Origin of the sequence: Staphylococcus simulans, from assembly GCF_025561465.1 — a bacterium.
GTDB classification, from domain to species: Bacteria; Bacillota; Bacilli; order Staphylococcales; family Staphylococcaceae; genus Staphylococcus; species Staphylococcus simulans.
Window position 1 is genome coordinate 601,727 of sequence record NZ_CP095100.1, and the last position, 21,886, is coordinate 623,612.

Genomic DNA, 21,886 nt, shown 5'->3' on the forward strand with positions numbered 1-21,886 from the left:
GATAGAGCCATTATAACACGTATATTTAACAAAATTATATAATTTTTGAAAAATACTTAGGAGGGTCATACCTTGAAATTAGATTTACACTATAACTTAGAACAATTACATGTTAATACATTACCTTATGCCGCTTATTTTATCCCAAAGCCGCAACAACACAATACTTCTGTAACACAATTATCTGGTGACTGGAACTTCGGTTTCTTCAACAGTGTGGCAGAGTTCGAAGCAAGCCGTCATAAAGCGACACAAACTTTACCGGTACCGTCTGTGTGGAATTTACATGGATTTGACCAAACACAATATGTCAATATTAAATATCCAATCCCATTTGATCCGCCGTATGTACCAGAAGATAATCCATGTGGTTATTATGAACGCAACTTTACCATCGATTCTATCTATGACAATGACCATCAATTTGTGTTGAACTTTGACGGTGTCAGCAGTGCGTATTATGTATGGATCAATAATACATTTGTAGGCTACAGCCAAGTTTCACGCAGTGCGTCACGTTTTGATGTCACATCTTTTGTTCAAGAAGGGGACAATACGATTCAAGTATTAGTCGTTAAATATTCAGATGGTACGTATTTTGAAGATCAAGATATGTTTAGACATTCAGGTATCTTCAGAGATGTGTATATTGTAGAACGTCCTAACAATCGTATTGAAGATTATACGATTCAAACGACAGTCGATACAGCTGTACAAACAGGTGCAGTCCATTTAGATGTGACGCAAGTAAATGGTAAACCTGATTATACAGTAGCGCTGCTTGACCAAGAAGGCGGCGTCATTACTGAACAAAAAGGGACAAATGAAGATGTTTTAGTATTAAATGTAGAAGACGCCGTATTTTGGAGTGCTGAAACACCTTACCTTTATACGCTAGTTATCACTACTGCGGATGAAGTTATCACTGAACAGGTCGGTTTACGTGAAGTTGAAATTAAAGATCAACAGTTATGGATTAATGGTAAATCTGTGAAATTGCGTGGGGCTAACTATCACGACAGTAACCCGGAAACGGGATATGTCTTAACTGAAGCGCAAATGCATGAAGATTTGACATTAATGAAACAAGCCAACTTTAATGCGATTCGTACAGCACACTATCCGAAAGCGCCTCGCTTCTATGAGTTAGCTGATGAATACGGGTTCTATGTGATGAGTGAAGCGGATTTAGAAACACATGGCGTAGTGCTGTTTTATGGAGATGAAAATACTAAAGACTTTAATATTATCGCAGATGATCCGCAATACGAAGCACCGATTTTAGATCGTATTGAAGCGTCTATTGTGCCGCTACGCAACTTCTCATCTATTATTATGTGGTCATTAGGTAATGAATCTGGATATGGTGTCAATATTGAGAAAGCAGCTGAACTTGCGAAGGATTTAGATGCAACACGTCCGGTCCATTATGAAAGTGCCTTTTACGCAGAAGGTGGGGAAGATTTCTCTAAACTAGATATGATCAGTCGTATGTATCCGTCACCTGAAGAAATTAAAGAGCGTTATTTAGATAATCAAAATATTACACAACCCTTTATCTTATGCGAGTATGCACATGCGATGGGGAATTCACCAGGCGGTCTTTTAGAATATCATGAATTATTAGAAGCGTATCCAAGCTTTATTGGTGCGTTTGTTTGGGAATGGTGTGACCACGCAGTAAATATCAGTCAAGATGAAGCGCAACCAGTCTTTCGTTATGGCGGAGATTTCGGAGAAGATTTACATGACGGCAACTTCTGTGTAGATGGTATCGTGTCGCCAGATAGAACGCCGCACGAAGGTTATTATGAATTCCAACAAGTGAATCGTCTGGTGATTTTATCTCATTATGATAAACAGACGTTAACGTTTTATAATCGTCTCGATTTTATTGATGCAGATGAAGTCTTGCAATTACGTTTTACGATTACGACATTATCAGGTGAACAATATGAAGAGTATGCAGATTTAACAGGATTTGAACCACATACTGAAATTTCTGTGGAACTGCAGACGTTTATTGATGAAGCGATTTTAAACCAAATCAGTGATATTTTAGTAGAGTATATTTCACTTAAAGATCAAACAATTTTAGGTCATGATCAAATCGTTCAAGAACGTTTGGAATTTGAAACAGTAACAGAGCATGAAGCTGCTTATCAAGTTTCAGTGGATGATACAGCACATACTATTCACATTTCAGGAGAGAATAGTGATTATGCGTTTGATACGCGAACTGCTTCATTAACGCACGTTACACAAGCAGGTAAGCTCGTGCTTCATGAACCTACTGCAATCCGCATTTGGCGTGCACCGACAGATAATGACATTAATATTCGTAAGCAATGGGAAGAAATGGGTTACGAACATGCGCATACGCGTGTATATGATTATTCGATTGTCGAATCTGAAGGCGGCGTAAGTATTCAATTCCAAATCAGTATTGTGCATAAACGTGTGCCGAAAATCTTAACAGGTACTTTAACTTGGTTAGTGCATGCGGATGGTAAGATTGAAGCGGATTTAGAACTTGAGAAGAATGCACGTATGCCGTTCTTACCGAGACTTGGCTTAGAATTCAAGTTATCAAATGACTATCAAAAATTAGCATACTATGGTCATGGACCCTTCAGCAGTTATGATGATAAGCAGCTTGCGAGTCATTTAGGTTACTTTATTTCTACAGTCAATGATAATTTCTGGCCGCATATCAGACCGCAAGAAGACGGCAGTCACAATAATACAACACATGTGACATTAAACAATACAACAACACAAGTTGCGTTTAACGCTGAAACACCATTTAGTTTCAATGCGAAACCTTATTCAGATGCGCAACTTACAACAGTAGAACATGCGGATCAATTACACTTAGATGGTTACACATATGTTAATATCGATGTTGGCCAAAGTGGTATCGGTACAAACAGTTGTGGACCGGAATTACCAGAACGTTATCGTATGGATGATGCAGAGTATCACTTAAACTTTACATTGCAGTTCAATACATTATCTTAAATGCTAGTACACGAGACAAATCACAAGCTATAAAAATAAGATATAACCATAAAAAGCAGAAGGTGACGTTTAATCAGTCAACCTTCTGCTTTTCTTTATGGTTATTAATCTGTATAGCGATGAGACATAAGTTCTTTTAAGTTGCGGATTTCTTCTTTGATGAATTGTCCTGTGTTCGTATCGCGGATACGTTTACGTTGAAGTTCTTTATCGACAAGACGTTTTGTAGATAATTCATCTGCACCGTAACGTAATACGTTTTCTTTCGTGTTGAAGTGTTGGTGTGCCACTAGCTGCATACCGTAAGAGTTGTACAGTAACGTATAACCCGCAATACCTGTTGTAGATTGATACACTTTAGAGAAGCCGCCATCAATGACGATCATTTTACCGTCGGCTTTAATCGGATCTTCACCATCAATTTCTTTGACTGGTGTATGCCCGTTAATGATATGACCTTGTTCAGGATCTAAATCAAAGTCTTCTAAGAGTTTGCCTACAACTTTAGGGTCTTCACGTAGTGAATAATATGGGTTCTTTTCTTCTTTATGAGTTGCTTTATCTTTAATGAAATAACGTTCGAATGTTGTCATGGCACGTTTTCCGAATAATGAAGAATATTTACCTGTCCATAAATACCAAACTAAGTCAGTTGCTAAATCATCGGTAATATCTTTATTTCGGAATGCTTTACGCATATACATTTCGAATTGGTCTAATAATGGACGGCCAGCATAGAATGTGCCATCAATTTCCATGCCTTCCATATTGCCATGTTCATCAATCGGGATACAGCCGTGAATTAATAAATTACCGTTGTAAGGTAAGTAAAGTGAACCTTTATCCATTAAGAATGTCATATGACGTTTAAGTTTTTCTGATTCTTGTACAGAAACTAATAATTTATCAATGACCTCTTGTTCTTCTGGTAATAATTTAGCTGGATCTTCTGGATCTACTGTCACGAAACATGTATCTGTTAATTCATGTGTTTGGCCATGTAATGTATACGTTAAGTTATCATAGTCAACATGTTCTAAGACTAAGCGTTCTTCCATTTCGAAAGAAGGACGACGTTTGATAATCGGCATTTCTAATTTGAATTGAATCATCGCAATGGCTTGATGAATTTTAGTGATTTGAAGTTGTTCTTGTTCAGATAAGTTAGAATCAGAACGTAATTTTGGACGGAAAGCTGGGTTATCACCATAGTATTTTTCAGCTAAGTTTAATAATGGGCGTAAGTTGATACCGTAAGCATCTTCAACGATATTCAAGTTATCGTAACGTGCACAAATACGTAAGATGTTAGCTAGGCAGACACGAGAACCGGCATAGGCACCAATCCAAATCGCATCGTGGTTGCCCCATTGGATATCAACAGAATGATAGTTGATTAATGTTTCTACAATTTTTTCAGGTTCAGGACCACGATCATAAATATCACCGACAACATGTAAGTGATCTACGACTAGACGTTGAATTGTGTAAGATAAACCGATAATTAAATCGTCTGCTTGTTGAGTTTCGATGATTTGACGCATCAACGTATTGTAGTAAGGTGTTTTATTCTCAAGTTCGTTGGTTTTATAAAGTAACTCTTCGACAATATAAACAAACTTTTTAGGTAATGCTTTACGTAATTTAGAACGTGTATATTTTGAAGCGGAATATTGAACCATTTGAATCATTTGGTCAATACGTGTTTCATACCAACGGTTTAATGGCTCTTTTGTTTCGAAGCTGCTTTTAACCATTCTTAATTTATCTTCTGGATAATAAATTAAAGCAGTGAAATCGCTGATTTCTTGGTTCGACATTTTATCTTTGAAGATGTCGTTGACTTTCGTACGAACATTGCCTGAACCGTTACGTAAGACATGTTGGAAAGATTCATATTCTCCATGTAAGTCACTGACAAAGTGTTCTGTACCTTTTGGTAATTCTAAAATAGATTCTAGACTGATAATTTCTGATGCAAGTTGTTCTTCATGGTTGAATTTCTCTGCAAGTAAATCGAAATACTTATTTTTAAGTTCACGTTCGTTGGTAATCATTTGTGCCTCCTGGGTTTAATAATAATAGCGCTTACATTTGATTATTGTACTTTTTTAACAATTTTTCAATGGTGACGTTTTAAAAAACTGAAAAAATAATGTGTGGTTGGATTAAAAAGAGGGAGAATAGAGAAATAAACTAAATATTTGAATCAGCTATGTTAAAATAAAAATAACATAAAAATATCAGGAGGTCTTATGACACCATTATTATCAGTACATCATTTAACGAAACAGTTTTCTAATAGCCGCTTCTCCATCAATGATGTCTCCTTTCAAGTTGATCCAGGTGAAATTGTCGCTTTAATCGGCAAAAATGGTTCAGGCAAATCAACGTTAATTCGTATGATTGTGGGAGATTATCCTTTAACTAGCGGAGAAATCTATTTTTTCGGTCAACGTGTCTCACCTGAAGATACAGACTACAAAAATGACATGAGTGTTGTATTTGATTCCATGAATTTCACTAAAAACATGACCGTTGATAAGTTGAATCGTATGTTTCAAAAGGTGTTCCGCCATTTTGACAGTACTTTGTTTAATGATTATATCCAGCGTTTTGAACTGCCAGAAAAACAGGCAGTTAAATTCTTTTCAAGAGGTATGTCTATGAAACTCTCTATGGCAGTCGCATTGTCACACAAAAGTCGATTATTGATTTTAGACGAAGCGACAGCAGGATTGGACGCAGCAAGTCGTGATGAGATTCAAGATGAAATTGAAAAGTTCGTACATGATAGCAATCGTGGTGTGTTGATGACATCTCATATTGCGGAAGATATTGACCGCTTAGCGACAAAGTTAGTTTTTCTGAGACATGGCCAAGTTTATACGCAAATTGACAAAGCAGCATTATTCAACAATTATGCACGTTTAACATGTGATGAAACAGAATTTGAAAAACTTGAAGACGAAGATGTGTTAGCAAAAAAACACCACTTAGGTGAAGTTCAAGCGATTGTGTTAAAAAATGAACGTACTTTATCTTTTGATTTAGAACCTATCGAGTATATTGATCAAGTCAACAAAATAATCTTAAGAGGTGAAGACATATGAAGGGTTTAATTTATAGTCAGTATTATTCAACTCAGAAAGCATTGTGGATCTACCTAGGTATCGGTTTATTGTTAGGTATCGGGTTCACAGCTGTGGATTTAGAAGGGTTTCAACCGTTAATTAGTTTAATCATTTTAATGTTTTCTGTTTCAGCTGCGACTGATAATTTGAAAAATGAAGCAGCAGCGGGTTGGTATAAATATGCGATTACATTACCTGTCAGTCGCAAAGAAATTGTACAAGCACATTATGCATATTATTTTCTGTCTGCTGGATTAGGGTTAGCCATTGTTCTGTTTATTTTTGCAGGCAGATATCTATTAGGCTTCGGTACTATTACTGAATCCTTGTCAGCTATCATGTTAGGGATAGGAATTTGTTTGTTAGTGTCATTGTTTTATCCGTGTACTTATGTGGTTGGTGCAGATAAATCGAATATAATTCAAATGATTATCACAGGAATTATAGTAGTTACATATCTCGTGTATAACACTGTAACACTTATCATTGGCGGTTATATGTATGGCTCAGGTAATGATGCCATGCAACATACTGGTTTTGAACTGGGACGCATGTCTATCTTCCTTGTCTTTGCGCTAATACTTGCGCTGTTTGGTTACTTCATAGGTTTGAACAAGTTTAAAAATCAGAATTTCTAAAAAATCAAAATAAATCATAACAAATAGATAAAGCACACTTCATTTTTTTGAAGTGTGCTTTGTTTTCGTATTGTTTAGTTTTGTCTATGACGGCGTTTCGCAATGTAACGGTAAGCAAAGTATACTAACGCAATTGCGATAATAGCATACATGATATATGAGTATGTATGCATTACATTTAAAATATCGTGCCAGTTATCGCTTAACGATTTACCTAAATAGATTAAACCGAAGTTCCAAATTGTTGTGCCGACTAATGACAATGTCGCAAATGTGACGATATTCATTTTATTGACACCTGCAGGAATAGTGATCAATACACGTAAGACTGGAACGAATCGACAGATAAAGACTGCGATTGCACCGTATTTTTTAAACCAATTGTTGGCACGTTCAACGTCTTTACCTTTAAGTTTAATCCATTTACCGTATTTGTCTACGAAGCGGTAAAGTTTCTGTTCGTTAACTAAGCTACAGATGTAATACAGAATCAATAGCCCCATAAATGAAGCGACTGTTGCGATAATCAATAGCAGCCAAATAGAAATATGTGATTTTGCGGCTAATACACCTGCGAAAGTCAGCACAATTTCTGAAGGCACGAAAGGCAGGATATTCTCAGCAAGAATTAAAATAAAAATTGCGAGATACCCCCAACGCGAAATAAAGTCAGTCAGTATTTGTTCCATGGTAATGCGATGACTCCTTTTTATGTACAAGTTTTATAATGTTTTAATTTTATTTAAAGAACACCTGTGGTTTTGTGTCCAAGCTATATTGTACTAAAAATAGAATCAAATGACATCTATTTATATATCCAGCATAAGCATGTCCAAATTTAAAAATCGTAAAAGTCAGGCGTAGTCATGGTTTGTTCGAGGTGTTTTGTAAATAACGAAATAATATTGTGTCATTCATAGTGTTCAAATTTCTGTAAAAAAGTTATTGTGAACGGTTTCAAATAGTGGTAATATTTACTAGAACAACTTAGGTCATATGATGACCTAATGTATTTTGAACACAGAAAGTTGGGATATCTATGAGTGAAAGAAAGAGTAACGTACGATGGTTCTTCGCATTTGCGTTCTTTATTATTGGGGTTATTGCGTATATGGACAGATCTAACATCTCCTTAATTGCGGCACCAATGATGGAAGATTTACATATGACGAAGGCTCAGTTTGGTTTATTAGCAACATTCTTCTCAGCGGGCTATGCGATGATGCAAGTCCCATCCGGTATTCTTGCGGAAAAATTCGGAGCGCGAAAAATGTTGACGATTGCGTTGATTTGGTGGAGTGCATTTACGATTTTAACTGGTTTAGTTAAGAACCACGGTTTATTATATACTGTGCGTTTCTTATTCGGTGTAGGGGAAGCGCCGATGTATCCATCGAACGCAGTATTCAACTCATATTGGTTTACTAAAAATGAAAAAGGGCGTGCATCTAGTGCGTTACTTGCAGGGTCATATTTCGGTCCGGTTATCGCACCGATCGTGACAGTATGGATTGTAAGTTTATTTAACTGGCAAGCCGTATTCTATATCTTCGGGGCAGTTGGTTTTGTGATTGCGTTATTGTGGGTGATTATCGCAAAAGACTTACCTGAACAACATAAAATGGTTAACAATGCTGAAAAACGTTATATCATTCAAGGTCGTGACGTGGTTGATGCAGGTGAAAAACAATCTGCACCATGGAGCGCATTCTTTAAACATTTCAGTTTCTATGCGATTGCAGTTCAATATTTCGTAGTACAATTTATTGTTGGTTTATTCTTAATTTGGTTACCGACTTACGTAATGGAACAATATCATGTTAAATATACAGCATTAGGCTTATTGGCAGGGGTGCCATGGCTTGCGATGTTTATTTGCATCATGATTGCTGGTGCAATTTCAGATAGAATTTTACAAGCTGGCAAATCACGTTTTGTCGCTCGTGGTTCAATTGCGATTGTAGGTATGGTTGTCTTTAGTATTGGTTTATTATTCGCAATCCGCAGTGAAGTATTAGAAGTGAATATCGCTTGGTTAGCAGTATGCTTAAGCGGTATGGGTGTCACTACTGGTATGAGCTGGGCAGCAGCTGCTGACATCGGACGTAACTTCTCTGGTACAGTTTCAGGTTGGATGAACTTATGGGGTAACGTCGGTGCGATGTTAAGTCCATTAATCGCTGGTATTTTAGCTGATTTGATCGGTTGGACTTGGACATTACAATCATTAATTATTTTGGTTGCGATAGCTATATTAATGTGGTTCTTCGTTAAACCAGATAGTCCGCTTGTAGTCAATCGTTCTAAAATGTAAGCACAAGTATAAAATAAGATAGTAAATACAGGTCATGTTACGATGAATGAGAGAAAGGGTCTTATCAAGCGTAGCATGACCTTTTAATTTTATTATGGTTCGTTGAATTATTTTAGGGGAAAGAAAGTATTGGTAAAATATAGAAATTGGAGAGGGAAAATATGATTACAGTAATTGTTAAAACAAAAGTCAACGATATGAATTATGATAAATATACACAATTAATGGGACAATTAGTCGCAGCATCACAAGCTGAAGCATCAAATATCAGCTATGAACATTATGAAAATGCGAATATCCCAAATGCCTTTGCGATTATTGAACAATGGAGTTGTGAAGAAGGCTTTGAAAATCATAAGAAATCTGATCATTTCCAAGTGTATTGGCAAGAAATCGTACAACTTTGTCTAGATGAGCCAGAAATTATTGTCTTTGATAACCAAGAAACACTCACAGAAAATTAAGCAACAAATAAGGCAGGGCATGACTTTAGTGCTATAATAGGACATAAATAGACAAAGACATAAAGATGTCTGTCATGTCAAATCAGTAAGGAGAATGAAGAGTATGATTTACCAACATGGAACTTTGGCGACGTTAATGGCTGGAATGCTTCAAGGCACAGTATCTGTAGATGAGATGCTTGAACAAGGAGATATGGGCATCGGTACATTGACAGGTTGCGACGGTGAAGTCATTTTTATTAACGGTAACGCTTATCACGCAGATGAATACGGCGGTTTCAGACACTTAGACGGTCATGAGATGTTGCCGTTTGCGACCATTACGAAATTTGACCCTACACAGGCATTTGAAGTGTTGAATGTTACAACTCAAGATGAATTGTACGATCAAATTATGGAACGCATGAAGAGCCGCAACTTATTCTCAGCAATCCGTATCACAGGCAGTTTCAATCATGTCCATGTACGTATGATGCCGAAACAAGAGCCGCCATATACGCGATTAATGGAATCAGTGAATCGCCAACCAGAACACCATTATGATTATTTAAATGGTACAATTGTCGGTTTCTTCACACCTGAACTGTTCCACGGTGTTGGTTCAGCAGGTTTCCATTTACATTTCGTGGACCAAGACCGTACAGTAGGCGGCCATATTTTAGGCTTTGAATTAGAACGAGGCAGTGTAGAAATTTCTGATGCAGAAACGTTCGAGCAACACTTCCCAACTAAAGATGAAGCATTCTTAGAAGCAGATATTGATTACGAAAATATCGATGAAGAAATCAGAATGGCAGAATAAGCGAAACAACATCCTAACGTCAGGATATAATACGCGGGTATTATGTTCTGACGTTTTTTATTTTCATATAGGACATAACCATCTGATAAGTTAAAAGATAGATAACTTTAATATTTGAGAGGAGAAATGGTATGGCGCACTATATCAAGTCGCTATTTAAATTTAATAAACACAATGTAAATTACAGTAAAGGAATAAGACAAGGCTTATTGATGCTGACACCGTTACTGTTAGGATATCTGTTAGGTTACTTCCAATTTGGTTTATTAATAGCGACAGGGACATTGGCTAATATTTATGTCTTTGGCGGATCTGATAAATCTAAATTACGTATTTTATGGTGGTGTGCTGTCGGGTTTGCGTTATGTATTACATTTGGAACACTGACAGTTGCAACACCGTTGCTGTTTGGAATATTGTTGCTGCTTGTTACTGTTGTAGCATACTACATATTCAGTGCTTTAGAAATTCCTGGTCCTTCAGCAACTTTCTTCATTGTAACGTTTGCGTTACCGATTAACATGCCGATTGCGCCGGAACAAGCATTGACACGTGGCGTTTTTGTATTTATCGGCGGTATCTTTGCGTTAGTAGTTGTAGCAATCCTGTTAAAATTACAAGAGAAAAATACACAAGAGCGTGCCATTGAAGCGGAGTATCAAAGCTTATTAAAACTGGTTAAAGAATACGCAGACAGTGAGAAATTCAAGAAAAATACTGAGCAGTTGGTCAATCAGTTTAAATCTACAGATAAACAGCTGATTACTTCTTTTACTTCTAATAAGAAGCAATCTGAACAATTACATCGTTTATATTTACTGCATAATAACGCAGAAGGTATCTTTGCTGAATTGTTAGAGTTGAAGACTAAAGAAGTCGAAACATTACCAGATGTTTTAATTGAAATGATGCAGTATATTGAACGAAGTGTTTCTTCAAGGTTAGAAGAACAAGAAATCATGCAGTGGAGAGAAAAAATAGAGCTGCCGGTTAGCTTTCAACGTTTAGAAAAACAGATTTATCGTACAGATGAAATCTTACATAGTCCGACAGGCCAAATTGAATACGAAGCGAATCTAAGACAACCATTATACGGACAACAGTTAAAATATAACTTAACATTAGATTCACTCGTATTAATGAATACTTTACGTTACAGCATGATTATGGGTGCCGCCATCTTTATCGCGTTGATGTTTGATTTTGATAAGGCGTATTGGATTCCATTGACGGCCCATACGATACTGATTGGAACGAATACGATTCATAGTATGGAACGTGCCGTTGCCAGAACAATTGGTACGTTTATCGGGGTCCTCTTATTGACCGTTATTTTATCCCTTCACCCGCATATGATTGTTAGTATTATTGTACTTGCGTTAAGTGCGACGATTACTGAAGTTATTATTGGTGCGAATTATGCGATAGCGATGATTTTCATTACAACGCAAGTCATTATGTTGAACGGCCTTGCATCAGGCAAGTTATCTATTTTAATTGCTTTACCAAGGGTTGTAGATGTAGTCATCGGTGTGATTATCGCAGTCATCGGTCTCTTAATACTAGGCAGAAAAAATGCATCGCAAACATTACCAGATGCGATTGCTGAAGTGGTTCGTTATGAAATGTCTTTCTTCTATTATGTCTTCTCAAGAAATGAACATTTAGCAAAACAAGCACCGAAGTTCAGTGAATTAAAATTACGTATCAAACTAAGCAATATGAATAGTATGTACCAAAACGCACATGGTGAGTTATTTGCGGATAGTACAAAAATCAGTGCGTATTATCCAATTATCTTTGCGTTAGAAGAAATCAGCTTTATGTTATCAAGAGCGCAAAACAATCCAAAACCGCAAACGATTGATGATGTCGTTATGGGTCAGTATTTAATTGCGTTTGAAGGTATCGCGACGCACTTTGAACAACATGTACCGCTTTATCAAGGCACAGGCTTACCTTCTTTACCGCAATATACGAATATTCGCACTGCACTGTTGAATATCCAGCAGTATGCACGTTTAAGAAATTCGGACAAGATTGGAAATCCTCAATAAGTGGTATAGCAATATTAAGTGATATTGAAGAGGAGGGCGTTATATGCCTTGGACATTAGATGACTATCCAAATACTTGGAAGAACTTAGATAAGTTAGAACGCAAGAAAGCGATTGATATCGGTAATGCGATGTTAAAAGATGGTTATGACGAAGGTACATTGATTCCGATTGCGACAAAGCAAGCTGAAGAATGGTATAAAAATGCGTCGAAAGAAGAACTTGATGAGTTGAAAAATAAAAATATTACAAGTCATCAAAAAGATAAAGACGCGCGTCCGGAATTAAATGAAAATGATGTCGAAGTCTATAAAGAAGATAACGAGTGGAAAGTCAGAACGCATGGTGCGAAACAAGCTGCAGATAGTTATGATAAGAAAGAAGAAGCGGTTAAACGTGCCAATGAAATCGCAGATAACCGTGGCACAAAAGTACATGTGAAATCTTAAATTAAGTGCACGATAATGATTATTTAAAACAGGACTTGGGTATTTTAAAAGTACCGATTCACAGCATGCAATATAATAAGAAACTGAGCGCGTTGCATAGTGAATCAAGGGAGCAACAGATACGTTATTATAGAAGAAAGCCTCTTAACAAATTGCGTTAAGAGGCTTTCGTTTGTCTAATATACTGTTGTTTATGCTTGTGTGATTTGCCATCCATAAGGTTCTGGTAGTTGAGACCAATCTTGATTGTATTCTTCTGTTGTTAGTAAGCATTCATCTAATGATTTTGTTAATGCTTCTTGGTCTAAGTCTGTACCGATAATCACAAATTGTGTATGGCGGTCGCCAAACTCAGGATCCCAGTTTTCACGCACATCTTCACGTTCATGCAAGATTTCACGTTGTTGTGCTTCAGACATTGCCGCAACCCAGAATGTAACAGGGTGGATAGAGACTGAAGAACCTGCTTGTGACATTAAGCACGCCACATGATTATATTGTGCTAACCAAACAATACCCTTAGCACGTACAATTGTATTCGGCATATTTTCTAACCACTTATGGAAACGTTCTGCGTGGAATGGCATACGACGTTCGTATACAAATGAAGAAATACCGTATTCTTCTGTTTCTGGTGTATGTGTCGCATGGCCGCCTTCTGTTAATTCTTGAAGCCAGCCTGCAGAGTTTGATGCAGCTTCAAAGTCGAATAAGCCAGTGTTTAACACGTCGCTGAGTTCAACTACTGAGTTTTGTGTACGGATAAATTTCGCAGTTGGTTGTAATTTGCGTAAAATACCTTCTAGTTTGTTTAATTCTTCTTCTGAAACTAAGTCTGTTTTGTTTAAGACTAAGACGTCACAGAATTCGACTTGGTCGATTAATAAGTCAGCGATAGTACGTTCATCTTCTTCACTTGTACCTTGATCGCGGTCAACTAATAAATCTTCTGATTTGATGTCGTTGATGAAGCGGTTCGCATCAACAACAGTAACCATTGTGTCTAAACGGCAGATGCTTGTTAAATCGATACCAAGTTCTTCATCGATATATGAGAATGTTTGTGCGACAGGTACAGGTTCAGAAATTCCTGTTGATTCAATCACGATTTGATCAATGCCGCCACGTTTAATAATATTTTCAACTTCTTTTAATAAGTCTTCACGTAATGTACAGCAGATACAACCGTTAGAAAGTTCTACTAATTTTTCATCAGTACGTGAAATGCCCCCGCCTTCAATTACTAAGTCTTTATCAATATTCACTTCACTCATGTCATTAACAATGACCGCAATGCGTAAGCCTTCTCTATTTTGTAAGATATGGTTTAATAAAGTTGTTTTACCTGAACCAAGGTACCCACTCAGTACCGTTACTGGTATTTTAGCCATAAATAAATCCTCCTATTTATATATACACGCGTTTAATCGTAATTATTACGATTTATATTGTATAGAAAAAAAGAACGGTGCGCAAGGTGATGAACCTAAACTATGAATGTTTAAAAATAAAGAATTGTCTATTAAATATGCAGAGACTCGTTTTGTATCTTTTGAAAATTTATGCGCAAATATTCGTTTGTGAATTACAAATAATTAATTTTAACTACAAACTTCGTTATAATAAAGATGTCTGAAGAACGGGGGATTATTATGTATGTAGAGAGAAGAGAAACACTTAACCTTAATGCGCTTAAGGAAGATTTAAAACGTAATATCACAAAGTTTCAAGAACAAAATTATCGAATTGAAGAACTCGTGGACTTTGTGAGCTTACATCATTTGTATGCATCAGCGTTAGAAGAAGTCAGTACGAAGTTGAGTATTTTAGATAATGACTTCCAAATCTTATATGAACATAATCCAATTCATCATATGGAACGACGTGTTAAAGAAATCAGCAGTTTAGTACGTAAGCTGGAAACAAGGGGATTGCCAGTAACGACTGACTCTGCACGTCAAAATATTACAGATATCGCTGGAATTCGTGTGGTATGTAATTATTTGGAAGATATTGAAGTCGTAGCTTCTTTATTATTAAGACAAGCTGATGTTAAATTATTAAAACGTAAAGATTATATAGAAAATCCTAAAGAGAATGGCTATCGCAGTTTACATCTTGTAGTATCAATACCGGTGTTCTTAACAGATACGGTTGAGTATGTACCAGTCGAAATTCAAATCCGTACGATTGGTATGGATATGTGGGCCAGCCTTGAACATAAATTACGTTATAAAAATGCGACAAATACAGAAGTTTATAAAGATACATTAAAAGAATGTGCTAAAGAGATCGAAACAGTAGAGTATAAGTTGCAGAAAATGCATGGAGACATTTTAAAACAAGTCAGCCATGAAGATTAATCGGAAAGAAGTTGAGTCTATGAAGATTCAACTTCTTTTTTTATGAAAAAATCAATGTAATGTACACAGAGGTACTCAGATGGTTGGTAAATTAGTTATTTGGTATATTTAACCGAAAAAATCCAAAAAAACTTAAAAAACTTTGAAAAATGCATATTTAGTACTTGATTTATGCATAAATATGCGTTATAATTACATATGTAAGGTTGATAGAGGCGATAACTAAAGGAATTAAGTTATTTGACTTTAATTGACCAAATAATAATTATACAAATTTTAACTTGAAAACAAGACATGAAATTGCAAGGACACAATAGATAATGTAGAAGTAGAGAAATAAAAAGAACATGTAATATTAAAGTGTTTTGAATCTTTGACAAGGTGGGTATATTTGAAATGTAAGAAGTAGTTTATCTTGTCAACTAATTGAATATCCGAATTTAAAGCACCTATCTGTTAATAATATGACACGCACAGCGAAAAAGTATTGTGTACTTGCCACAGGAAATAACATAAATGGAAGTGTAAAACAGTTATTTTAAGTCAGACAGAGATTCTTAAAATAATGGATTTTTACCAATTAACGGAGGTTATGAATATATGAATAACGGATTTTTCGGAAATGAATTTGACTCAATTTTTAGAAGAATGATGCAAGATATGCAAAACGCAGATGGAAATAAAAAATATTATATTAATGGTCGTGAAGTATCACCTGAACAATTACAAGCATTACAACAACATCAAGGTGGTCACCCTTCACAACAAGTACAAAGTGCACAACCAGGACAAGCTGGCGGTGGACAAGGCGGCGAAGACTACTTAGAAAAAGTAGGCCGTAACTTAACTGAAGAAGCAAGACAAGGCTTATTAGATCCAGTAATCGGACGTGACAAAGAAGTTCAAGATACTGCAGAAGTATTAAGCCGTCGTAATAAAAACAATCCAATCTTAGTCGGTGAAGCTGGTGTAGGTAAATCAGCAATCGTTGAAGGATTGGCACAAGCAATTGTGAAAGGTAATGTACCAGCAGCAATTAAAGATAAAGAAATTATCTCAGTAAACATTTCTTCATTAGAAGCAGGTACTCAATACCGTGGTGCTTTCGAAGAAAACATTCAACAATTGCTAGACAGCGTTAAAGAACGAAAAAATGTCATCTTATTCTTTGACGAAATTCACCAAATCATCGGATCAGGTTCTACTGGCGGAGATTCAGGCAGCAAAGGCTTATCTGATATTATCAAACCAGCATTGAGCCGTGGTGAAATTTCAGTTATCGGTGCAACTACTCAAGACGAATATAGAAACAACATCTTGAAAGACCCAGCTTTAGCACGTCGTTTCAACGAAGTAGTTGTTAAAGAACCATCAGCACAAGATACAATCAAAATCTTAGAAGGTGTTCGTGAAAAATTCGAAGAACACCACAATGTAACATTACCTGATGATGTATTGAAAGCTTGTGTAGACTTATCTATCCAATACGTGCCACAACGTTTATTACCGGATAAAGCATTAGATATCTTAGATATCACAGCTGCACATTTAGCTGCACAAAATCCTGTAGTAGACAAAGTGGAAGTTGAAAAAGAAATTAAAGAATTAGAAGATAAAAAATCTAAAGCAGTCAGTGAAGAAGCTTATTCTGATGCAGACAAATATCAAAAAGAAATCAAAGAATTACAAGACAGACTTGAATCAGGTCATGGTGAAGGTTCAACAGCAACTGTTCAAGATGTAGCAGACACTGTAGAACGTATGACTGGTATTCCGGTATCACAAATGGACGACAATGATATTGCTCGTTTGAAAAACATTTCTAAACGACTAAAAAGCAAAATCATTGGTCAAGATAAAGCAGTAGATATGGTAGCTCGTGCCATCCGTCGTAACCGTGCAGGTTTCGATGAAGGTAACAGACCAATCGGCAGCTTCTTATTCGTAGGTCCTACTGGTGTAGGTAAAACTGAATTAGCAAAACAATTATCAATCGACTTATTCGGTAATAAAGAAGCGCTTATTAAATTAGACATGAGTGAATACATGGACCGTACAGCTGTATCTAAATTGATTGGTACATCTGCTGGTTATGTAGGTTATGATGATAACTCTAATACTTTAACTGAAAAAGTTAGACGTAACCCTTACTCAGTCATCTTATTCGATGAAATCGAAAAAGCGAACCCACAAATCTTAACTTTATTACTACAAGTGATGGATGACGGTAACTTAACAGACGGTCAAGGTAATGTCGTGAACTTCAAAAATACAATCATCATCTGTACTTCAAACGCAGGTTTCGGTGATGAAGATGAAAAAGATCGCGAAGCATTAATGGACGACCTTAAAAAATTCTTCCGTCCAGAATTCCTTAACCGCTTCAACGGTATCGTAGAATTCGTTCATTTAGACAAAGATGCATTACAAGATATCATCAACTTATTATTAGATGATGTTGCTGATACACTTGATAAAAAAGGTATCTCACTTGAAGTAAGCCAAGATGCTAAAGATTGGTTAATTGATCAAGGTTACGATGCAGAACTTGGTGCACGTCCATTACGTCGTGTGGTTGAAAGAGAAATTCGTGATCGTATCACAGACTACTACCTAGAACACACAGATGTGAAAGACATCGAAGTAACACTTGATGGCGATGACATCTTAATCAACGGTGAAAAAGTAGATTCTCTATAATCCACCACGATTGAATAATTGAATCACATTTAAATTTCACGCTCTCATCTATAGAAATATGGATGAGGGCTTTTTTATTACTTTTTTGTAAGCGATTGCAATCTTCGAAACTTTGTATTAATATACTTGTATACAAGTATGTAGAACGAAAAGAGGTGCGTGATGGAAAAACAATATCCGAAACAATGGTTAGCGAATATGACAACAGGGGAAACAGTTGCGGCTGAGTTACGTTTGAAGATTATCAATGGTGAATTGACATCAGACGATGCCTTGACTGAAAATCAAGTCGCTAAACAATTCAATGTCAGTCGTTCTCCTGTGCGTGATGCGTTTAAATTATTGAAACAAGATCAATTGATTCGTTTAGAACGTATGGGGGCAGATGTCTTAACGTTTGGAGAAGCTGAACGTCGTGAAGTGTATGATTTACGCATTATGATGGAATCTTTTGCGTTTGCGCGTATTAAAGATGAAGAACGTGCAGCGTTAGCTAAAACTATGCGGAAGCATTTAGAGATGATGAAAGTAGCGGTACAGTTTGAAGATGCAGAATCTTTTACTGAACATGATATTTTGTTCCATGAAGTGTTAATTCATGCGACGAAGCACCGTTATTTACTCAGCAGCTGGAATAATATTAAACCTATTTTATTGTGTTTAATCTTGTTGTCGATGCGAGATAGAATGCAGACGGACCCTGATGATTTTGAAAGAATTCATGCCAACCACGAAGTATACGCACAAGCCGTTGAACATAACGATACGACATTATTACGCGATGCATTCCATCGTAATTTTGATGATGTCGGAGATTATATCAGCGCATTATTTTTAGAGAAGAAATAAGGAGGTCAAACCATGCAGTATATGATTGGAGTCGATATTGGCACAACGAGTACGAAAGCTGTTCTTTATGATGAAAATGGTCAATATTTGTTAAAACATAATATTGGTTACGACATGCAGACACCAGATGTCGATACCTCTGAAGAAAATCCAGATGAAATTTTTGATGCCGTTTTAATGACGATTAAAGCAGTCATACGAGAAGGCAAAGTAGGACCAGATGATGTGAAGTTAATCGCATTCAGTGCACAAATGCATAGTTTAATTGCGATGGGCAACGAACAAAAACCATTAACACAAAGTATTACTTGGGCCGATAACCGCGCAAGTCGACATGCTGAAGAAATTCGTCAACAACATCACGGACACGAAATCTATAAACGTACAGGGACACCGATTCATCCAATGTCGCCGTTATCTAAAATCTATTGGTTGAAAGATGAGCATCCAGAGATTTATCAACAAGCGACAAAATATATTGATATTAAAAGTTATGTCTTATACCAACTTTATGGACGCTATGTGATGGACCATTCTATCGCTTCAGCAACAGGTATGATGGACCTTGAAACATTGACATGGGATAAACCAGCATTAGATTTGCTTGGGATTACACCAGAACAATTACCAGAACTTGTGCCGACAACATATATCTTAAAAGGAATGAAACAACGCTACGCCACACTATTAGGTCTAAACAAAGAAACACCTGTAGTTATCGGCGCAAGTGATGGCGTATTGTCAAACTTAGGTGTGAATAGTTTCAAGAAAGGTGAAGTAGCGGTTACCATCGGTACATCAGGTGCGATTCGTACTGTGATTGATCATCCAAGAACAGATGAGAAAGAACGTATTTTCTGTTATGTCTTAGATGAAGGACAGTATGTGATTGGCGGTCCAGTAAATAATGGCGGGATTATTTTACGTTGGTTGCGTGATGAATTGCTTGCGAGTGAGGTAGAAACAGCGAAACGTCTTGGTGTCGATCCTTATGATGTTTTGACAAAAATCGCAAGCCGTGTAGAACCAGGGGCGAAAGGTCTGATTTTCCATCCTTATCTTGCAGGTGAACGTGCACCTTTATGGAATGCGGATGCAAGAGGTTCGTACTTTGGTTTAACGTTATCACACCAAAAAGAACATATGATTCGTGCAGCGCTTGAAGGTATTTTATACAATCTGTATACCGTTTATCTTGCGTTAATTGAGATGATGGGTGAAACACCAACGGCCATTAAGGCAACAGGTGGTTTTGCGAAAAGTGAAATGTGGCGCCAAATGATGTCGGATATTTTTGACACGGATTTAATTGTACCTGAAAGTTATGAGAGCTCTTCTCTTGGTGCGTGTGTTCTAGGACTGAAAGCATTAGGAGAGATTGAAGACTTTTCAATTATCGAAGACATGGTCGGGACAACACATGCACATCAACCGAACCAAGAAGCGGTAGAGATTTATCAGCAATTGATTAGTATTTATATTGATTTGAGTCGTAGTTTGGCTCCGCAATATCGTAAGATCGCAGATTTCCAAAGAAAACATTTATAAAAACAAAAAGCCATGAGCCATTGAGAAAAAGCAGTTGAAGTGTCTACCCATAATTATTAAGCACTTCGGCTTTTTCTTTGACTACTGATGTAAACGCTGTCAGTAAAGGTGCTCATAAGGAAAGCGAGGAAAAGTTATGTTTACAGAAATTTGGCCGTTAATCACGGTGGTCATTGGTATTTTAATTTTATTAGCACTCATTATTGTATTGAAGTTGAACACATTTATTTCCTTAATTATTACATCAATGGTCACTGCGTTGATGTTAGGTATGCCGTTAGATAAAGTCGTTGAAACCGTCGAAAAAGGGATGGGCAGCACGCTCGGACATATCGCAATTATCTTCGGTTTAGGTGCAATCTTAGGTAAGTTGCTCTCTGATGGTGGCGGTGCGACACGTATCGCAGATACCTTAATTGATAAATTTGGAGAGAAACATGTCCAATGGGCAATGGTTGTCGCTGCCTTTGTGATCGGGATTGCGTTGTTCTTCGAAGTTGGACTTGTACTATTAGTTCCTTTAGTCTTTACTCTAGCAAAACGTACGAAAGTATCTCCACTTAAAATAGGATTGCCGATGATTACTGCGTTATCTGTAACGCATGGCTTCTTGCCACCGCATCCTGGCCCAGTCGTTATCGCAAAAGAATTACATGCTTCATTAGGTGAAGTATTATTATATGGTTTCATTATCGCGATTCCAGTTACGATTATTGCAGGTCCGGTATTCGGTAAAATTGCACAAAAATTAACACCGACTGCTTATACAAGAGAAGGTGACATTTCATCATTAGGTGCACAAAAAGAATTTAAAGAATCAGAGATGCCGGGCTTTGGCATCAGTGTGTTAACTGCGACACTTCCTGTTATTTTGATGTTAATCGCTACAGTTGTTCAATTGATTACAGGGAATGTAGACAATTCTAAAAATGCGTTTATCGGTATTATCAACTTTATCGGCACAGCTGATACAGCGATGTTGATCGCGGTACTCTTTGCGATGGTTACAATGGGTATCCGACAAGGCCGCAACAACAAAGCGATTATGCAGTCTGTAACAGATGCGATTTATCCGATCGGTATGATGATCTTGATTATCGGTGGCGGCGGTACGTTTAAACAAGTACTGATTGATGGCGGTGTCGGTGATACAATTGCGAAGATGTTCGAAGGTTCAACGATGTCTCCGATTTTACTAGCATGGATTGTTGCGGCAGTTCTACGTCTTGCGTTAGGTTCTGCGACAGTTGCGGCAATTTCAACAACAGGTATTGTATTACCGTTGCTTCAAGCCAGTGATGTCAATGTCGCATTAGTTGTGCTTGCGATTGGTGCCGGCAGTGTGATTTTATCTCACGTTAACGATGCAGGATTCTGGATGTTTAAAGAGTACTTCGGTTTAACAATTAAAGAAACATTCTTAACTTGGTCATTACTTGAAACGATTATTTCTGTTTCAGGACTTATCTTTATTTTATTCTTAAGTTTATTTGTATAGATTTAGAACGCACGTGTCTTTCATTAGATGCGTGCTTTTTTGTTATAGTA

The 21,886-nt window shown here is 36.9% G+C and carries 16 protein-coding genes; 13 read left to right on the top strand and 3 right to left on the bottom strand.

What is annotated here, in order from left to right; all coding sequences use genetic code 11:
- Window positions 1-72: 72 nt before the first annotated feature.
- The gene (locus tag MUA87_RS02395) at window positions 73-3,021 is read left to right on the top strand and encodes a glycoside hydrolase family 2 TIM barrel-domain containing protein (RefSeq protein ID WP_262551253.1); all 2,949 of its coding nucleotides are present in this window, start codon (window positions 73-75) and stop codon (window positions 3,019-3,021) included.
- Window positions 3,022-3,125: 104 nt separating this feature from the next.
- Here MUA87_RS02395 and MUA87_RS02400 read toward each other — a convergent pair whose 3' ends face one another.
- Window positions 3,126-5,078 carry a fructose-bisphosphatase class III gene (locus MUA87_RS02400; RefSeq protein WP_002479802.1) on the bottom strand — a complete coding sequence of 651 codons (1,953 nt, stop codon included), beginning with the start codon at window positions 5,076-5,078 and terminating at the stop codon, window positions 3,126-3,128.
- A 198-nt stretch (window positions 5,079-5,276) separates the two neighbouring features.
- Between MUA87_RS02400 and MUA87_RS02405 the strand changes: the two genes are divergently transcribed.
- Window positions 5,277-6,134: an ABC transporter ATP-binding protein gene (locus tag MUA87_RS02405; protein ID WP_262551254.1), complete on the top strand. Its 858-nt coding sequence runs from the start codon at window positions 5,277-5,279 to the stop codon at window positions 6,132-6,134.
- Window positions 6,131-6,793, top strand: coding sequence for an ABC-2 transporter permease (locus tag MUA87_RS02410; protein ID WP_070864388.1), 663 nt, complete (start codon window positions 6,131-6,133; stop codon window positions 6,791-6,793). The genes MUA87_RS02405 and MUA87_RS02410 overlap by 4 nt, the downstream gene beginning before the upstream one ends.
- Window positions 6,794-6,867: 74 nt before the next feature.
- On the opposite strand, the gene MUA87_RS02415 is transcribed toward MUA87_RS02410, so the two are convergent.
- Window positions 6,868-7,482 carry an undecaprenyl phosphate transporter UptA gene (locus MUA87_RS02415; protein ID WP_002479799.1) on the bottom strand — a complete coding sequence of 205 codons (615 nt, stop codon included), beginning with the start codon at window positions 7,480-7,482 and terminating at the stop codon, window positions 6,868-6,870.
- Between the two features lie 350 nt (window positions 7,483-7,832).
- Here MUA87_RS02415 and MUA87_RS02420 point away from each other — a divergent pair, with 350 nt between their 5' ends.
- The 5 genes from MUA87_RS02420 to MUA87_RS02440 all read left to right on the top strand — a co-directional run bounded on the left by MUA87_RS02420 (window position 7,833) and on the right by MUA87_RS02440 (window position 12,878).
- The gene (locus MUA87_RS02420; protein ID WP_262551255.1) at window positions 7,833-9,107 is read left to right on the top strand and encodes a pyruvate MFS transporter; all 1,275 of its coding nucleotides are present in this window, start codon (window positions 7,833-7,835) and stop codon (window positions 9,105-9,107) included.
- Between the two features lie 161 nt (window positions 9,108-9,268).
- Window positions 9,269-9,571, top strand: a complete 303-nt coding sequence (locus tag MUA87_RS02425) for a putative quinol monooxygenase (protein ID WP_002479797.1) — start codon at window positions 9,269-9,271, stop codon at window positions 9,569-9,571.
- Window positions 9,572-9,665: 94 nt separating this feature from the next.
- Window positions 9,666-10,373, top strand: coding sequence for an acetolactate decarboxylase (budA, locus tag MUA87_RS02430; protein ID WP_031262481.1), 708 nt, complete (start codon window positions 9,666-9,668; stop codon window positions 10,371-10,373).
- A 131-nt stretch (window positions 10,374-10,504) separates the two neighbouring features.
- Window positions 10,505-12,430: an FUSC family protein gene (locus MUA87_RS02435; RefSeq protein ID WP_103363896.1), complete on the top strand. Its 1,926-nt coding sequence runs from the start codon at window positions 10,505-10,507 to the stop codon at window positions 12,428-12,430.
- 43 nt (window positions 12,431-12,473) lie between these two features.
- A complete protein-coding gene (locus MUA87_RS02440; RefSeq protein ID WP_002479794.1) occupies window positions 12,474-12,878 on the top strand; it encodes a DUF2188 domain-containing protein in 405 nt (134 codons plus the stop codon).
- Window positions 12,879-13,069: 191 nt separating this feature from the next.
- On the opposite strand, the gene MUA87_RS02445 is transcribed toward MUA87_RS02440, so the two are convergent.
- Window positions 13,070-14,269: a GTP-binding protein gene (locus MUA87_RS02445; protein WP_262551256.1), complete on the bottom strand. Its 1,200-nt coding sequence runs from the start codon at window positions 14,267-14,269 to the stop codon at window positions 13,070-13,072.
- Between the two features lie 261 nt (window positions 14,270-14,530).
- Between MUA87_RS02445 and MUA87_RS02450 the strand changes: the two genes are divergently transcribed.
- The 5 genes from MUA87_RS02450 (at window position 14,531) to MUA87_RS02470 (ending at window position 21,836) form a co-directional block, all read left to right on the top strand.
- The gene (locus tag MUA87_RS02450) at window positions 14,531-15,241 is read left to right on the top strand and encodes a GTP pyrophosphokinase (RefSeq protein WP_002479792.1); all 711 of its coding nucleotides are present in this window, start codon (window positions 14,531-14,533) and stop codon (window positions 15,239-15,241) included.
- 600 nt (window positions 15,242-15,841) lie between these two features.
- Window positions 15,842-17,941 carry an AAA family ATPase gene (locus tag MUA87_RS02455; protein WP_002479791.1) on the top strand — a complete coding sequence of 700 codons (2,100 nt, stop codon included), beginning with the start codon at window positions 15,842-15,844 and terminating at the stop codon, window positions 17,939-17,941.
- A gap of 162 nt (window positions 17,942-18,103) precedes the next feature.
- Window positions 18,104-18,790, top strand: coding sequence for a GntR family transcriptional regulator (locus tag MUA87_RS02460; protein WP_060803590.1), 687 nt, complete (start codon window positions 18,104-18,106; stop codon window positions 18,788-18,790).
- A 12-nt stretch (window positions 18,791-18,802) separates the two neighbouring features.
- Complete coding sequence (gntK, locus tag MUA87_RS02465) at window positions 18,803-20,338, top strand: gluconokinase (protein ID WP_002479789.1); 1,536 nt, start codon at window positions 18,803-18,805, stop codon at window positions 20,336-20,338.
- A 136-nt stretch (window positions 20,339-20,474) separates the two neighbouring features.
- Entirely contained in the window at window positions 20,475-21,836 is a 1,362-nt protein-coding gene (locus MUA87_RS02470) for a gluconate:H+ symporter (RefSeq protein WP_105978521.1), read from the top strand.
- The last annotated feature ends 50 nt before the right edge of the window (window positions 21,837-21,886 follow it).

Coding starts and splice junctions, on each gene's coding strand:
- MUA87_RS02420 (WP_262551255.1), top strand. CDS start 7,833: ATGAGTGAAAGAAAGAGTAACGTACGATGGTTCTTCGCATTTGCGTTC.
- MUA87_RS02460 (WP_060803590.1), top strand. CDS start 18,104: ATGGAAAAACAATATCCGAAACAATGGTTAGCGAATATGACAACAGGG.
- MUA87_RS02435 (WP_103363896.1), top strand. CDS start 10,505: ATGGCGCACTATATCAAGTCGCTATTTAAATTTAATAAACACAATGTA.
- MUA87_RS02400 (WP_002479802.1), bottom strand. CDS start 5,078: ATGATTACCAACGAACGTGAACTTAAAAATAAGTATTTCGATTTACTT.
- MUA87_RS02455 (WP_002479791.1), top strand. CDS start 15,842: ATGAATAACGGATTTTTCGGAAATGAATTTGACTCAATTTTTAGAAGA.
- MUA87_RS02450 (WP_002479792.1), top strand. CDS start 14,531: ATGTATGTAGAGAGAAGAGAAACACTTAACCTTAATGCGCTTAAGGAA.
- MUA87_RS02415 (WP_002479799.1), bottom strand. CDS start 7,482: ATGGAACAAATACTGACTGACTTTATTTCGCGTTGGGGGTATCTCGCA.
- MUA87_RS02440 (WP_002479794.1), top strand. CDS start 12,474: ATGCCTTGGACATTAGATGACTATCCAAATACTTGGAAGAACTTAGAT.
- MUA87_RS02405 (WP_262551254.1), top strand. CDS start 5,277: ATGACACCATTATTATCAGTACATCATTTAACGAAACAGTTTTCTAAT.
- budA (WP_031262481.1), top strand. CDS start 9,666: ATGAAGAGTATGATTTACCAACATGGAACTTTGGCGACGTTAATGGCT.
- MUA87_RS02410 (WP_070864388.1), top strand. CDS start 6,131: ATGAAGGGTTTAATTTATAGTCAGTATTATTCAACTCAGAAAGCATTG.
- MUA87_RS02425 (WP_002479797.1), top strand. CDS start 9,269: ATGATTACAGTAATTGTTAAAACAAAAGTCAACGATATGAATTATGAT.
- MUA87_RS02470 (WP_105978521.1), top strand. CDS start 20,475: ATGTTTACAGAAATTTGGCCGTTAATCACGGTGGTCATTGGTATTTTA.
- gntK (WP_002479789.1), top strand. CDS start 18,803: ATGCAGTATATGATTGGAGTCGATATTGGCACAACGAGTACGAAAGCT.
- MUA87_RS02445 (WP_262551256.1), bottom strand. CDS start 14,269: ATGGCTAAAATACCAGTAACGGTACTGAGTGGGTACCTTGGTTCAGGT.